The sequence below is a fragment of the Nonomuraea sp. CA-143628 genome, assembly GCF_050942315.1.
In the GTDB taxonomy this organism is placed as follows: Bacteria; Actinomycetota; Actinomycetes; order Streptosporangiales; family Streptosporangiaceae; genus Nonomuraea.
Genome location: NZ_CP192072.1, coordinates 6,789,906 through 6,804,624, shown reverse-complemented (window position 1 = coordinate 6,804,624; position 14,719 = coordinate 6,789,906). Strand labels below are relative to the sequence as shown.

Annotated in this window: 14 protein-coding genes; 12 read left to right on the top strand and 2 right to left on the bottom strand. The window is 70.2% G+C overall.

What is annotated here, in order from left to right; all coding sequences use genetic code 11:
• Positions 1-82: 82 nt before the first annotated feature.
• From ACQP2T_RS31095 to ACQP2T_RS31075, 5 genes are all read left to right on the top strand, one after another.
• On the top strand, positions 83-985 hold the full coding sequence (locus ACQP2T_RS31095; protein ID WP_433519606.1) for an ABC transporter ATP-binding protein: 903 nt from the start codon (positions 83-85) through the stop codon (positions 983-985).
• Complete coding sequence (locus ACQP2T_RS31090) at positions 982-1,827, top strand: ABC transporter permease (RefSeq protein WP_433519605.1); 846 nt, start codon at positions 982-984, stop codon at positions 1,825-1,827. Before ACQP2T_RS31095 ends, ACQP2T_RS31090 begins: the two co-directional genes overlap by 4 nt.
• A 92-nt stretch (positions 1,828-1,919) precedes the next feature.
• Positions 1,920-2,675: an SDR family NAD(P)-dependent oxidoreductase gene (locus tag ACQP2T_RS31085; RefSeq protein WP_433519604.1), complete on the top strand. Its 756-nt coding sequence runs from the start codon at positions 1,920-1,922 to the stop codon at positions 2,673-2,675.
• Positions 2,676-2,744: 69 nt separating this feature from the next.
• On the top strand, positions 2,745-3,614 hold the full coding sequence (locus tag ACQP2T_RS31080) for an ABC transporter substrate-binding protein (protein WP_433519603.1): 870 nt from the start codon (positions 2,745-2,747) through the stop codon (positions 3,612-3,614).
• A gap of 82 nt (positions 3,615-3,696) precedes the next feature.
• Positions 3,697-5,775: a hypothetical protein gene (locus ACQP2T_RS31075; protein ID WP_433519602.1), complete on the top strand. Its 2,079-nt coding sequence runs from the start codon at positions 3,697-3,699 to the stop codon at positions 5,773-5,775.
• A gap of 41 nt (positions 5,776-5,816) precedes the next feature.
• Here ACQP2T_RS31075 and ACQP2T_RS31070 read toward each other — a convergent pair whose 3' ends face one another.
• Positions 5,817-6,776: a helix-turn-helix transcriptional regulator gene (locus ACQP2T_RS31070; protein WP_433519601.1), complete on the bottom strand. Its 960-nt coding sequence runs from the start codon at positions 6,774-6,776 to the stop codon at positions 5,817-5,819.
• Between the two features lie 62 nt (positions 6,777-6,838).
• Between ACQP2T_RS31070 and ACQP2T_RS31065 the strand changes: the two genes are divergently transcribed.
• From ACQP2T_RS31065 to ACQP2T_RS31035, 7 genes are all read left to right on the top strand, one after another.
• The gene (locus tag ACQP2T_RS31065; protein ID WP_433519600.1) at positions 6,839-7,954 is read left to right on the top strand and encodes an epoxide hydrolase family protein; all 1,116 of its coding nucleotides are present in this window, start codon (positions 6,839-6,841) and stop codon (positions 7,952-7,954) included.
• Positions 7,955-8,286: 332 nt separating this feature from the next.
• A complete protein-coding gene (locus ACQP2T_RS31060; protein WP_433519599.1) occupies positions 8,287-9,213 on the top strand; it encodes a hypothetical protein in 927 nt (308 codons plus the stop codon).
• A gap of 286 nt (positions 9,214-9,499) precedes the next feature.
• Positions 9,500-10,054 (top strand): TetR/AcrR family transcriptional regulator, encoded by a 555-nt coding sequence (locus tag ACQP2T_RS31055; RefSeq protein ID WP_433519598.1) that lies wholly within the window; start codon positions 9,500-9,502, stop codon positions 10,052-10,054.
• 1 nt (position 10,055) lies between these two features.
• The gene (locus ACQP2T_RS31050) at positions 10,056-11,249 is read left to right on the top strand and encodes an FAD-dependent oxidoreductase (RefSeq protein WP_433519597.1); all 1,194 of its coding nucleotides are present in this window, start codon (positions 10,056-10,058) and stop codon (positions 11,247-11,249) included.
• Between the two features lie 124 nt (positions 11,250-11,373).
• The gene (locus ACQP2T_RS31045; RefSeq protein ID WP_433519596.1) at positions 11,374-11,766 is read left to right on the top strand and encodes a GntR family transcriptional regulator; all 393 of its coding nucleotides are present in this window, start codon (positions 11,374-11,376) and stop codon (positions 11,764-11,766) included.
• Positions 11,763-12,608 carry an ABC transporter ATP-binding protein gene (locus tag ACQP2T_RS31040; RefSeq protein WP_433519595.1) on the top strand — a complete coding sequence of 282 codons (846 nt, stop codon included), beginning with the start codon at positions 11,763-11,765 and terminating at the stop codon, positions 12,606-12,608. Before ACQP2T_RS31045 ends, ACQP2T_RS31040 begins: the two co-directional genes overlap by 4 nt.
• On the top strand, positions 12,605-13,567 hold the full coding sequence (locus tag ACQP2T_RS31035; protein WP_433519594.1) for a hypothetical protein: 963 nt from the start codon (positions 12,605-12,607) through the stop codon (positions 13,565-13,567). Before ACQP2T_RS31040 ends, ACQP2T_RS31035 begins: the two co-directional genes overlap by 4 nt.
• Before the next feature lie 7 nt (positions 13,568-13,574).
• Here the strand turns inward: ACQP2T_RS31035 and ACQP2T_RS31030 are convergent, their stop codons facing one another.
• Complete coding sequence (locus ACQP2T_RS31030; protein ID WP_433519593.1) at positions 13,575-14,693, bottom strand: FAD-dependent oxidoreductase; 1,119 nt, start codon at positions 14,691-14,693, stop codon at positions 13,575-13,577.
• Positions 14,694-14,719: the final 26 nt, after the last annotated feature.

The following is a 14,719-nucleotide window of genomic DNA, read 5'->3' as shown; positions in this document are numbered from 1 at the left end:
CTGATCTGGCATGCCCTCGTAACGCCCCACACCGGCATGTGCGGCAGGTCAGGGCGCTCAATCCACGAAGAAGGGTCATCTCATGACGACGAGCGACAAGGTCGTGCTCGACGTCGGCGGGCTGCGCATGCGCTACGGCTCGGTCGACGTCCTGCACGACGTCACCTTCCACGCCCGCCACGGCGAGGTGCTGGCCCTGCTGGGCCCGAACGGCGCCGGCAAGACCACCACGATCGAGATCCTGGAGGGCTTCCGCACTCGCTCACAGGGCCAGGTCAAGGTGCTCGGCACCGACCCCGCGCACGGCGACGAGCGGTGGCGGGCCCGGCTCGGGGTCGTGCTGCAGTCCTGGCGCGATCACGGCAAATGGCGCGTACGCGAGTTCCTGACCCACCTCGGCACCTACTACGCCCAGTACACCACCCCGCGGATAAAGCGGCCCTGGCACCCCGACGAGCTGATCGAGGCGGTCGGTCTGACCGAGCACGCCGGCAAGAAGCTCAGGACGCTGTCCGGCGGACAGCGGCGCAGGCTGGACGTGGCGATCGGCCTGGTGGGCCGTCCCGAGCTGCTGTTCCTCGACGAGCCCACCGCCTCGTTCGACCCGCAGGCCAGACACGAGTTCCACGATCTGGTACGACGCGTCGTGGGGACCGGCGAGACCACCGTCCTGCTCACCACCCACGATCTGGACGAGGCCGAGAAGCTGGCCGACCGCATCCTCGTACTCAACGGCGGGCGGATCATCGCCGACGGCACGGCCGGCGAACTCGCGCAGCGGATCACCGGCGAGGACGAGGTGCGCTGGCTGCGCGGCGGGCAGCGCTTCACGGAGCGGACCACCGACTCGACCAAGCTCGCCCGCGAGCTGTTCGCCCGATACGGCGACGACATCCACGAGCTCGAAGTCCACCGTGCCTCGCTGGAGCAGACCTACCTCTCCCTGGTCCGCCAGGCCGAATCTCCCCAGGAGGCCACTCGATGAACCCGGCCACGACCGTACTGCGCACCGGCTGGACCCGCGGCCGCATCGAGCTGCGGCAGTCGTTCACCAACGGCGCCGACCTGTTCTCCCACTTCCTCTGGCCCGGACTGATGGTCGCCACGATGTTCTTCATCCGGGACCTGCCCTTCGGATCCAGCGGCCTCCTGCTGGGCATGCTGGCGCTGCCGAGCATCCTGGGCATGAACGCCGCGACCGGCATGATCAGCATGAGCCAGCAACTCACCGCCGACCGCGAGGACGGCACCCTGCTGCGCGCCAAGGCGACCCCGCACGGGATGCCCGCCTATCTCATCGGCAAGGTGATCTCGGTCTCCGGCAGTCTCTTAGCCGATCTGGTCATCTTCCTGGTGCCCGCCATGCTCCTCGTCGAGGGCCTGCGGATCGGCCCCGGCTCCTGGCCCACCCTGGCCTGGACGCTGGCGCTCGGCCTGGTCGCGACCCTGCCGCTCGGCGCGGTCCTGGGCTCGGTGTTCACCAGCGCACGCGCCCAAGGGCTCATCCAGCTGCCGTTCCTGGCCGTGATCGGCATCTCCGGCATCTTCTACCCGATCACCGCGCTGCCCGAATGGCTGCAATGGATCGCCCAGACCTTCCCCATCTACTGGATGGGCCTGGGCATGCGGTCAGCCCTGCTGCCGGACTCGGCGGCGGCCATCGAGATCGGGCAATCCTGGCGGCACCTGGAGACCGTCGGCGTACTCGGCGCCTGGGCGGTGCTCGGCCTGCTCCTGGCGCCGGTGGTGCTGCGCCGGATGGCGCGCGGCGAGTCCGGCTCAACCATGACGGCGCGCCGCGAGCGCGCCCTGCAGCGGGTCGGATGACGCCATAACCGGCAACCGACCCAGGCGGTAGAACCCCATGTGACCGGGTATGCGGAGCTCATGGGGGAGCACAGCGAAGTCGAGGTGGGCCCGTGACTGGGGTGACCAGCAGGGTGGCATTGGTGACCGGATCCAGCAGCGGAATCGGCGCGGCCTCCGCGCGCCTTCTGGCCGCGCGCGGGATGCGCGTGGTGGTCAACTACCTCCGCAGCGGCGCGGCGGCCGAGGAGGTCGTGTCCGGCATCGAGGCCGCGGGCGGCCAGGCCATGGCCGTGCAGGCCGACGTACGCGAGGTGGCGGCGGTCCAGAGCCTGACCGAGCGGGTCAGGGCGGCATGGGGCGGCATCGACGTGCTCGTGCACAACGCGCTCACCCCGTACGCGATCAAGCCGTTCCAGGAGATGACCTGGGAAGAACTGGGCGGCAAGCTCGACGACGAGATGCGCGCGGCGTACGTGATCACCAAAGCCGTCCTGCCTTCCATGACCGAACAGGGCTGGGGACGCATCGTCTACATCGGCACCGGCCTCAGCCACCGGCCCCGGAAGAACATGATCGCACTGGGCACGGCCAAGGCCGCACTGGTGCAGTTCTCCCGGTACCTCGCCCAGGAGCTGGGCCCGCGGGGCATCACGGTCAACGTCGTCGAGCCCGGCCCGGTGGAGGACACCCGCATCGCGGCGAAGGCGCTCGACGAGGAGCAGAAGAAGCAGCAGGTGGCCGCCACTCCCCTGGGCCGCCTGGCACAGACGGGCGACGTCGCCCAAGTGGTCGCCTTCTATGCCAGCGAGGACAACGGCTTCATGACCGGCACGACGGCCGCGGTCGACGGCGGGATGTCCATGTAGTGACGGCCCCTCCCCCGCGCACAACGTCGCCCACGACGCGCGCGGTGACACGATCAAGGAAAGACGTCCATGGACACGATCGATCTCACCTTCGTCGGGCGGGGCCTGCACGAGGAGCTGGCCGCCTACATCGCCGACCAGCAGGACTACTATGCCGACGAGGGCGTCCACGTCGCGCTGCGCGACGGCTGCGCATGGGACAACGAGCGGGTGCGCCACGGCGCCACCATCGGGCTCGGCCGGGCACTGCTGACCCGGCTGGCCGATGGCATTCCCTGGGTCGCACTCAATGTCAACACCCACCGCCCGCTGTTCTGGTTCCTCGCCCGCTCCGGTCTGACCTCCCTGGCCGACCTGGCCGGTCGGCGGCTGGCGATCCACGCCCCCCACACCGCACCCGGCTGCTTCGCCCGGATCGTCCTGCGCCAGGCCGGCCTCGACCCGGACCGCGACATCCAGGCCATCGTCCGCCCGCCCGGCGACTACGGCATGGACCTGCGCCGGCTGCACGACGGAGAGATCGACGCCGCCTTGGTCGGCAGCACCATGGCGCCGGAGGGGGTGGCCGCCGAGAACGGCTGGCAGGTGCTGGCCTGGATCGGCGACCACTTCCAGATCCCCACCGTGGGCGTGGCCGTCGACCCCACCTACATCCAGCCGGACGACCCCGCGGTCCAGGCGGTCGTACGAGCCCACCGGCGCGCCCTGGAGACGATCCGCAACGAACCCGACATCACGCTGCGGCACATGCAGACGTTCCTCGGCCGGCACACCGCGGCCGAAGTCCGGGCCCACTACGAGACGTTCATCGCGCCGTATTTCCGCACCGACGGCCAAGCCGACCTCGGCGTCGGCGCCACCGCGATCACCGCGGTCGCCGCCGAACTCGGCATCCCCGCCACCGTCACCGCGGCCGAGTTCTACCGCACCGCACCCTAGGGGCCCGACGCTGATCCACCGGCCGCGTGGTGGGAATGGTCCCTGTCCGCCCTATAGTTCATGATCGACGATTGAGGGCCGAATGATCATCTACACTCACGGCGTCCGTGTGCTGGAGTTGGAGGAGCGCCGCGTGCGCCTGCGCGTGTTCCTGGCCGACTACGATCCGTCCCAGCCTCACAGCGATCTTCTTCCTCACGGGCGGAGCTTCTTCTTCTGCGTGTTGTGGCAGGCCGCCGACGGGGAGGCGGGACGGCGGCGCGGCCCGCTCAATGTCCGCGTCGCGCTTGAAGACACCCTCGACCCGGACTGGGTCGAAGCGAACGCCAGCCGCTTCATCGAGAGCGTGGAGAGGGTCAGTGCCCGGAACCTCCCTCCTGGCGATGAGCTCGCGGGCTTCTACGAAACCCACTACACGGAACTCGATCGGCGCCTCCATCGGTGGCACGAACGATGGGAACATGAGAACCTGCTCATCCAGGCTGACTACGACGTCGTCGTCACCGACGCGCGCTGGCTGGAGCCGCTTCGCGAGGGGCAGGGAATGGGCACCGGCTTCGCGTCATGGGGCCGGACGGTGGCGGGCGGTCAGTTGGTGCGTCGCGGCCTGATCCTCAAGGACCAGGGCGACAGAGAAGGGGCGGCTCACGCGTTCCGGCGCGCGACCGCTGTCGACGACCCCGAGGCCACGGTGCGGGCGCTGCTGGCCCTTGACGATCTCGACACTTACCTCGACGCCCTGCGCTTCGACGCCCAGATCGCCCACGAGGCGAGGGCCGCCTTGGAGCTCTGCGTCCGGCTCTCCGAGGAGGGCCGGGACGCGGAGGCGCGGGCCGCGTTCCTGCTCGTGCACTCGTTCGGAAGGCCGGAGTTCATGGGCGAGGCCCGAGAGCGCGCGGGTATGGAGTCCCCCGCCGAGCGCGCGCATCGGCTCATGAGCGAGGGTGACCGCGCCGGGGCGCTGAAGGAGTTGAGGCGGGCGTACGACGGCGGAGACGAGGTGATCGACTTCGCCGTGGCCCTTCTCGACGGCGACTTCGAGACCGCCGACGCGACGTTGCCCGGCGGCGACCTCGACCGCACACGGATGGCGCTGATCGCCACCGATCTGGTGTTCGTCCATGCCCGCGAGGGCGGCGACGACGTAGTGGCCGCCCTGCTGGAACTGCGTGTGACGGCCGAGCTCGGGTCGACGATGTGGCGGTACGCGCTGGCAAGCGGCAACGCCTATCCGGAGGAGGTCACCGCCGCCATCGGTGAGCGCCTGATGTGGACGGCGGTGGCCATGCACCTGCCCGAGGAGGTGCGAGACATCGCAGAAACGGCCGGCGCCCGCTTCCCGGGCCTGGCGGCAGCCGCCTACGCCGCGATCGGTGATCACTACACCACCTTCGGCGAACCCGAGGACGAGGCCGATGCCTGGGTCCGGGCGGCCTACTGGACGAGCGTCGCCGAGCTCGGCGGGACCGAACCGGCCGCGAGGGCGCTCATCACCCTGGCCCGGAGCCTGGACGCGACCGGCTATCCGGTGGCCGCGGCGGCGGCACGGGCGGCGGCGACCGAGACGGCCGGCCCGGAGCTCGCCGCCGGGGCCTCGTACGCGGTCTTCTCCTACGCGCGCCTCCTCCTCCGAGCAGGACACGAACACAGGGCATGGCACCTGCTTCTCACGATCGCGGGAGAGGGTGACAGGGGTGCGGCCGAGGCCATGATGCTCCTCGGACATCATGCGGAGAGCGTCGGCGACCGGGAAATGGCGCGGCAATGGTGGCTGTGCGCGGCGGCGAGCGACCAACCGGCAATGGTCCGTTCAGCGGCGATGGAGCTGGGTTATCTGGCCAAAATCGCCCGCGATGCCCCCGAGGCGCGGCGATGGTACGGCCCAGTCGTCGAATCCGATGACGAGAGCGCCGCGCTGGCGGCGGCGCATCTGGGCGAGCTCCATTATTGGCTCGGAGACAAAGAGGAGTCTCTTCGCTGGTACGACCGCACCTTGAGCGGGACGGACGACCCTGAGCTGGTGGGCGAGGCCGCCTTACGGGTGGGTGAGATGCGAGGCGACCCCACCGCGCTTCGACGCGCGGCCGATTCCGGTCACGCCGGGTTCGCCGAGCAGGCCCTGACACTTCTCAGCGAGCTGGAGCGGCAAAGGCGTGAATAGGGCTTGAGCTTCACCTGAGCGACAGGACACGACAAAAGCCGTCAGCCAGTCGCTCGTGCGTATCGGTCGGCGAGACGGCGCAGGTGCGTGCGGAGCTCCGGCGGCCCGGTGACGTCGAAGTCGGCGTCGATCAGGCCCAGGTAGACGCCGAGGGTCTCGACCGTGTCCGCGCCGGTGTGCAGGACGCACGTGCGTTCGTCGAGGCGTTCCACTGTTCCCACCGCCGGGCTGATCCGATCGGCGACGACCTCGGCCGGCGCGTGCACGGTGACCCGCGCCCGATAACGCCAGGCGGCGGCGGATACCCGGCGTGACACGTACGCGGCGACGTCGTCGTCGGGCAGGTCGCGCGGGGTGAAGCGGGGGCCGGCCGGGGTGCGAGGTCGTATCCGGTCGACGCGGAAGGTACGCCAGTCGCCCCGTTCGACGTCCCAGGCCAGCAGGTACCAGCGGCGGCCCCAGTTGACCAGCCGGTACGGCTCGACGGTGCGCACGGTGGCCGCACCGGCATGGTCGTGGTAGTCGAACCGGAGCCGTTCCCGGTCGCGGCAGACCGCGCTCAGGGTGGTCAGGATCGACGGGTCGATGCTGGGACCGGGGTCGTCCCGGGGCACCGGCACCGTGTAGGTCTGCAGGGTGTTGACCCGGCGCCGCAGCCGTGACGGCAGCACCTGCTCCAGCTTGCCCAGCGCCCGCAAGGACGCCTCCTCGATCCCCGCGATGGCGCCACTGGTGGCGGTCCGCAGGCCGACCGTGACGGCGACCGCTTCCTCGTCGTCGAGCAGCAACGGCGGTAGCGCGGCGCCAGCACCGAGACGGTAGCCGCCGGTGGCGCCGCGCGTGGCCAGCACCGGATAGCCGAGGCCGCGCAGGCGCTCCACGTCGGTCCGTACGGTCCGCCCGCTCACCCCGAGGCGCTCGGCGAGTTCGGTTCCGGTCCAGTCGCGTGGGGTTTGCAGGAGGGAGAGCAGCCGCAGGAGGCGGGCGGAGGTTTCCAACATTCCTCAAGGATCCCCGATAATTAGGAGTGGAGTCTTCCTAATGGTCCGGCAGAGTCGACGACATGACCGAGATTCGCGATTTCCGCATCGATATCCCGCAGGCCGACCTGGACGATCTGACCGAGCGCCTGGCCCGGGTCCGCTGGGCCGATGAGCTGCCCGACGCCGGCAGCGACTACGGCGTCTCGCTGCAGTACCTGCGGGGCCTTGTCCAGCGCTGGCGCGACGGGTACGACTGGCGCGCGTGGGAGGCGAAGCTCAACGCGTACCCGCAGTTCACCACCACCATCGACGGGCAGAACGTGCACTTCCTGCACGTCCGCTCCCCCGAGCCGGACGCCACGCCGCTGCTGCTCACGCACGGCTGGCCGACCACCATCGTGGAGTACCTGGATGTGCTCGGCCCGCTGAGCGATCCGCGCGCCCACGGCGGCGACCCGGCCGACGCCTTCCACCTCGTGATCCCCTCGGTGCCCGGTTTCGGCTTCTCAGGCCCCACCACCGAGCGGGGCTGGAACCGGTACCGGATCGCGAAGGCGTGGGCCGAGCTGATGCGCCGCCTCGGCTACGAGCGCTATGGCGCGCACGGCAACGACGGCGGCTCGCTCATCTCCCCCGAAGTGGGCCGCCACGATCCCGAGCACGTCATCGGCGTGCACGTCACCCAGGTCTTCTCCTTCCCCTCCGGCGACCCGGCCGAGCTGGCCGGTCTGTCCGAGGAGGACCAGAAGAAGGTCCAGTTCCTGGGGTGGTGGCTGGAGAACGGCGGCGCCTACGACAAGCTGCAGTCCACCGCGCCGCAGACCCTGGCACACGCGCTGGCCGACTCGCCGGTGGGACAGCTGGGCTGGAACGCGCAGCTGCTCGGCCCGAACCTCGACCCGGACTACGTGCTGACCAACACGATGATCTACTGGCTCACCAACACCGCCGCGTCATCAGCGCGCCTCTACTACGAGGACTTCCACGCGGAGGACAAGCCGGCCGAACCCACGACCGTGCCGCTCGGGCTGGCGAACTTCGCCTGGGACTTCCAGTCGATCCGCCCGTTCGCCGAACGCGACCACAAGAACATCGTGTCCTGGAACGTGTACGACACGGGCAGCCACTTCGCCGCGCACGACGCCCCCGACCTGCTGGTCGATGACATCCGCGGCTTCTTCCGCCAACTCCACTGACCTTGGCCGACCAGGAAGCCGGAAGCGCTCAACACCGCGCTGCCCAAGCCGGCCCCGTTGGCGATCTCCGAACGCAAGTCCGGCGCGATCAAGCTGACGAAGCTCAGCCCTGCGGAGGAGCCGCGAAACCTCCGTAAGGTCAAGAAGTTCCTTGACGTCCGAACACTGATCGGCACTGGCAAGGTGGCGCCGCACCCGAGGCGGCGTCATCCCACCGTCCCCTCACGGATGAGCACGGTTCCATCCGAAGGGAGGAGGTGCGTAGTGCCGGGCGCTGCCAGGGTCGGAAGCAGGCGGTCGCTGGACCGCCCCGACCCGGAAGGACTCCAGCAGTGTCATCGAGACACACCGGGGTGGCCTGGGGTTCGGCGCTGGTCGCGGGCCTCGCGCTCGCGGGCGTGCTCACCGCGACCGCTCCCGCCGTGGCGGCCGACCAGGCCAAGCTCACCGCGCCGACCCTCACCGGCCGGTACGACGTCGGCACCACCGACCTCCACCTCATCGACCCCTCCCGCGCCGATCCGTGGAAACCAGAACGGCGCCGGGAACTCATGGTCACCCTCACCTACCCGGCGGACCGATTCGCCGAGGGCCCGCGGGCACCGTGGCTCACGCCCGGCATGAGCACCGTCATCGACCAGGCGCTGGCGGGCGAGGACTACCTCGAACTCCCGGCCGGCTCCATCGACTGGGCATCGGCGAAGCGAAGGGCCAAAACCGGCGTCCCCGTGGCGCACGGCGCGCCCAAGCCGGTCGCGCTCTTCTCCCCTGGCTTCGGCTTCCCACGGGAGACCTACACGGCGATCGTCGACGACCTGGCCAGCCGCGGCTACGTGGTCGTCTCGCTCTCGCACACCTACGAGAGCGCGGCGGTCGAGTTTCCTGACGGGCGGCTCGAACTCGCGGTGTCCGAGGGTGAAGAACCCGAATTAAAGAAGGCGCTCGACGCCCGGGTCGCCGACAGCCGGTTCGTCCTCAACCAGCAGCCGTTGATGCTCGGCATGGATGGCGCGGAACACGCCGCGGCCCGCCGTTCGGTGATCGGCGAATTCACCGTGAGGCGGGTGGCCGCCCTGCGCCCGCGGGTCCAGGACATCAAGTTCAACGCCGTGACCCTCGGCGAGGCCACCAACATGAACATCCACACGGGCGAGCTCACGGTCACCGAGGGCAGTGATCCGATCATCGAGCTCGCGACGCTCGCCTCTGACGGGCCGACCGGGATCTTCATCGATCGCCTCGGCCCCATCACCCGGTAACACATCCCAGAACGGAGGGACAGATGAGCATGGGTTGGTTCGTCACGGGCTCCTGACCACCACCGCCAACCCAAAGCGATCGAACGGAGCCCCATCGAGACCCCGCGCGCAGCGGCAGGTGTTCGGGGATCAGGCTGATGACCTGTGGCTGTGGGTCGAGATCAGCGAGCGCTGGCAGGCCCTCGAGGCCGCACCCGAGATGGTGACCACGCGAGCGCCCAGCGCCGTGCGCCAGGATCGCCTGCATGGTACGTTGAATAAACGTTTACTCAATGATGGGTAGGTAATGTCCAGGACGCGTAGTGAGCAGGCAGTATGGCGCCGGGAGCAACTGCTGGACGCGGCCTTGCGCGTGTTCGCCGACAAGGGCGTGGACGGGGCCACGGTCAAGGATGTGGCTCAGGCCGCCGAGGTGACGCCCGGCCTGCTGTATCGCTACTTCGACAGCAAGGAGGCGATGGTGGAGACGCTCCTGTCGGAGCGGGGCTTCCTGCCCCGCCTGCGGGAGCTGCGGACACAGGACCGCGACACCCGGCCGGCTGTCGTGGTGCTGGCCGAGTTGCTGGAGGCGTTCGACCGGCTGCTGGCAGACAACGCCGAGCTGATGGCGGTGTTCTTCAGCACCGCCCAGGCCCGCGTGCCGCTGGCGGCGCTGGTGAGCGAGGGCCAGCGGCTCATCGGCGACTTCCTGCTCGAACGCATCGATGCCGGCGAGCTGCGCCCACACGACACGGTCACGGCCGCCAGGACCCTGTTCGCCACCGTCGCGGTCAACCGGCGGCTGGGCACCCCCATCGACATCGCGGCCCTGGTCGGGCTGCTGTTTCCGGAAGAAGGATGAGATGCGCGCACAGTGCTGCGTCGTCGGGGGCGGCCCCGCGGGCATGATGGCCGGGCTGCTGCTGGCCCGTCAGGGCGTGGAGGTGACCGTGCTGGAAAAACACGCGGACTTCCTGCGCGACTTCCGCGGCGACACCGTCCACCCCTCCACCCTCGAACTGATCGCCGAGCTGGGCTGGATCGAGGAGTTCCTGGACCTCCCGCACACCAAGATGCCGCAGGTGGCGGTCAACATGGGTGGCCGGGACGTCACCTTCGCCGACTTCAGCCGGCTGAAGGTGCGCTGCCCCTACATCGCGTTCATGCCGCAGTGGGATGTGCTGGACTTCCTGGCCGACAAGGCCACGGCCTACCCGTCTTTCCGCCTCCTGCGCCGCACCCAGGCCACGGACCTGCTCACCGACCAGGGACGGGTGACCGGCGTCCTGGCCGACACTGCCCACGGCCCCGTCGAGGTGCGGGCCGACCTGGTGATCGGCGCCGACGGCCGCCACTCCACCGTACGGGCCCGCGCCGGCCTCGCCCCCGTGAGCGCCTCGCCTCCCATGGACGTGCTGTGGTTCCACCTGCCCCGCCGCCCACAGGACCAAGTGCCCTTCTTCCAAGGAGGCAAGGGGGCACTGATCTCCATCGACCGTGGTGACTACTGGCAGATCGCCTACGCGATCCCGGCGGCCGCCTTCGACGAGCTCAAGACCGCCGGGCTGCCGGCGTTCCGGAGCCGGGTGGCGCAGCTGGCCCCCGCCCTGCGCGACCGCGTGGACCAGATCCACGACTGGGAGGCGATACACCATCTGAGCGTCCGGGTGGACCGGCTGCCACGCTGGCACCGGCCGGGACTGTTGTGTATCGGCGACGCCGCCCACGCCATGTCGCCCGCGGGTGGCGTGGGCATCAACCTTGCCGTGCAGGACGCCGTGGCCACCGCCAACCTGCTGGGCCCGCTTCTCGCCCGAGGCGGCGAACCACAAGACGCCGATCTGGCCCGGGTGCAGTCCCGCAGAGAACGCGCCGCGAGGATCACCCAGGCCTTCCAACTCGGCATCCTGCGCGACCTCTACCCCAAGGACCTGGGCGACGACACGACCCAGCATGTGCCGCCGATCTTCACAGCGTTCCGGACGCTGCCACCGCTGCGCCACCTCCTGGGTCGTTTCATCGGCATGGGCGTCCGTCCGGAGCACATCGCCGCATAACCCGACACCATCCCCTTCTCGCGCCCTCGCGTGCACAAGATTTCTCCGTGGCGAGCCCGGGTTGACAACGGACGACCGGATCTAACACCCTTTCACTATTCGAATAGTGAAAGGGTGCTTTCGGTTGATCGAGTTCAACCTGGACCGCGGCTCGGGGGTTTCGACGTACCTGCAGCTCGTTCACCAGGTCAAACAGGCCCTCCGGCTCGGTACGCTGCGGCCCGGCGACCAGTTGCCGACCGCTCGCGAGGTGGTCGAGACCTTGGCCATCAACCCCAACACCGTGCTCAAGGCGTACCGGGAGCTGGAACGCGAAGGGCTGGTCGAGGGGCGGCCGGGGATGGGGACGTTCGTCCGGCAGGGCATCGCGGGTGCGACGCTCGCCGAGCACACGCGGCTGCGGCGCGCTCTGGAGGCGTGGGCGCGCGAGGCCCGCGGGGCCGGGCTCGACCAGGAGGACCTTCGGGCGCTGTTCAACGTGGTCCTGGCCGACGTCGCGAAGGAGGGCGTGGCATGAGTCCCAGACTGGAGGCCACCGGGCTGGGAGTCCGCTATCGCCGTACGTGGGCGTTGCGCGACTGCTCGCTGTCCGTGCCCACAGGACGTGTGGCGGCGCTCGTCGGGCCCAACGGCGCGGGCAAGACCACGCTCATGCACGCGGCCGTCGGCCTGCTGCGACCCGCGCGGGGAAGCGTCCGCGTGGCCGGCGAGGCGGCGTTCGTGGCGCAGGACAAGCCGCTGTACGACGGCTTCACCGTCGCCGAGATGCTCACCTTCGGCCGCCGCATGAACACCAGCTGGGACGACGCGGCCGCGACCGGCCGGCTCGCCGGGCTGGGCATCCCGCTGGAGCGGAAGGTGAGCGGGCTGTCGGGCGGGCAGCAGGCGCAGGTGGCGGTCACGCTGGCGCTGGCCTGCCGGCCCGACCTGCTCGTGCTGGACGAACCGCTGGCCAACCTCGACCCCCTCGCCCGCCACGAGGTGATGCGCTCGATCATGGCGGAGGTGGCCGAGCGGGAGCTGACCGTACTGCTGTCCTCGCACGTCGTCTCCGACCTGGAGGAGACGTGCGACTGGCTGATCGTGCTGAACGGAGGCCGGCTGCAGGTCAGCGGTGACATCGAGGAGCTGCTCGACGGGCATCTCGTGCTCACCGGGCCGGAGGACGCGTCGGCGGCGGGGACGCGGGTGGTGGGCGCGAGCCGTACCGGCAGGCAGGTCAGCATGCTGATCAGGGGCGCGCCCCCGCACGATCCGCGCTGGCAGGCGCGGCGCCCCGGACTGGAAGAACTCGTCATGGGCTACCTGCGCAGCCCCGAGTCGGCGGCGCTGCCGGGCCTGACGGGGGTGGGCGCGTGATCTGGGTGACGTGGCGCCAGCACCGGGCGCAACTCCTCGTGACAGCGGGCTTCCTGGCGCTGCTGGGGCTGCTGCTGCTGGGTTCGGCACTGGAGGCGAGCCGGTACGTGGCCGAGCACGCCCCGCCCGGCTGCCCGGGGCCCGCCGTGGAGTGCGGAGACCTCGCGGTGGCCCTCGGGGAGCGTTACGACGCGGCCTACTCGGTGTTCGGCTGGATGCCGCTGGTGGCGCCGGCGCTGATCGGGGCGTTCTGGGGCGCGCCTCTGCTCGGCCGCGAGTACGAGCGCGGCACCCACCGCCTGGCCTGGACCCAGTCCGTGCCCGTGTGGCGGTGGCTGGCGGTCAAGCTGTCGATCCTGGGCGGGGCGGTCGTGGCCGGGGGGCTGCTGCTGTCGCTCATGGTCAGCCTGTGGCGGCCGGTGTTCAGGACGGGGGTCGACTCCACGTTCGGCAACATCGGTGTGTTCAACATGGTCGGCGTGGAGCCGGCGGCGTGGTGGCTGTACGCGTTCGCGCTGGGCACCGCGGCCGGCACCCTGTTCCGGCGTACGCTGCCCGCGATGGCGCTGGTCGTGGCCGTGGTGGTGGTCACGATGGTCACGCTGTTCAAGCTGAGCGACTTCTACGCCGAGCCGGCGCGTACCGAGCTGTCCGGCACCGTGCTGCTGGGCGATCCCGACGCCCGGCTGGTGAGCGCCGCCTGGGTGGATCCGTCCGGGAGAGAGGTCGCCGACCCGGCCGGCAGCGGCTGCCCGCGGCGGGTGGACGCGGGGCAGAGCAACAAGAACGCCGAGGCGTGGCAGGCGTGCCTGTTCGGCAAGGGTTACCGGTACGCGGTCTACTACCATCCGTCGTCCAGGTTCTGGCGCTTCCAGTGGACCGAGGCGGCGATCCTGACGCTGGCGTCGGTGGCCTTCGGCGGCCTGGCCGTACGGCGTACCCTCCGCCGCCCCGGCTGACAGGCAGTCAGGATGGCTGGACTTGGTCGAACAGGGCGAGGGCTTCGGCGGGGTCCGGGCTCACGAGGCGTTCCAGACCGGCCGTCGTGATCTTCGCCCACTTGCCGGCCCGTGCCCACATCTGTTCCTCGAAGACGCGGACGACCTCGTCCAGATCGCCGGGGGCGGCGGCGATGGACTCGGCGAGTTCGGCGCCGTCCAGCATCGCGAGGTTCGCCCCCACCCCCAAGGGGGGCATCAGGTGGGCGGCGTCGCCCAGCAGCGTCACCCCGGGGACGTGATCCCAGGTGTGGGACACGGGCAGGACGTAGAAGGGGCGGTGGACGAAGGCGGTGCCATGGCGGAGGAGGTCGAGGACGGGAGCGGTCCAGCCGTCGAACAGAGCCAGCAGGCTTGATCGCACGGCCTCGGCGTCGGCCTGGTCCAGGCTCGCCTGCCAGTCCAGCGGCGCGCGGAACTTGGTGTACACCTTGACGTGGCCGCCGCTGTTGCGCTGGGCGGTAAGGCTGCGGTTCACGCCGTACACGGCCACCGAACCGTCGCCGATCAACCGGGCGAGGCCGGGGTGGCGGGTGTCGACGTCGTCCAGGGAGGTCTCGACCGAGGTGACGCCGGTGTAGTGCGGCGTCACCGGCGAGAGCGCCGGGCGGACCCGGGACCAGGCGCCGTCCGTGCCGACCACGAGGTCGAACCTCTCCTGTCGCCCGTCCGCGAAATGGACCAGCACGCCATCCGGCGTCCCCGGCACCACCTCCGTCACGCCCCGCCCCCACTGAACGTCCAGGGGGCCGATCAGCAGGTCGCGGAGTTGCCCGCGGTCGATCTCGGGATTGGCCCGCTCATCCGGACCGGGTCGCCAATCGCGCAGGACGGTCCCGTCCGTGTCCAGGATGCGCATGGCCTGTCCCTCGGGACGGGACAGCGCCTGGAACTCCCCCAGCAGCCCTGCCTTGTCCAGCGCCCGCTGGCCCAGCCCTTCGTGCAGGTCCAGCGTGCCGCCCGGGGGACGGGCGTCCGGGGCGGGATCGCGTTCGAAGACGGTGACGGGGTGATCGTGGCGGTGCATGACACGGGCGAAGGTAAGGCCGGCGGGGCCTCCCCCAATCACGGCGATACGATGTCTCATGTCGATACACTGTATTTTACAGTTAC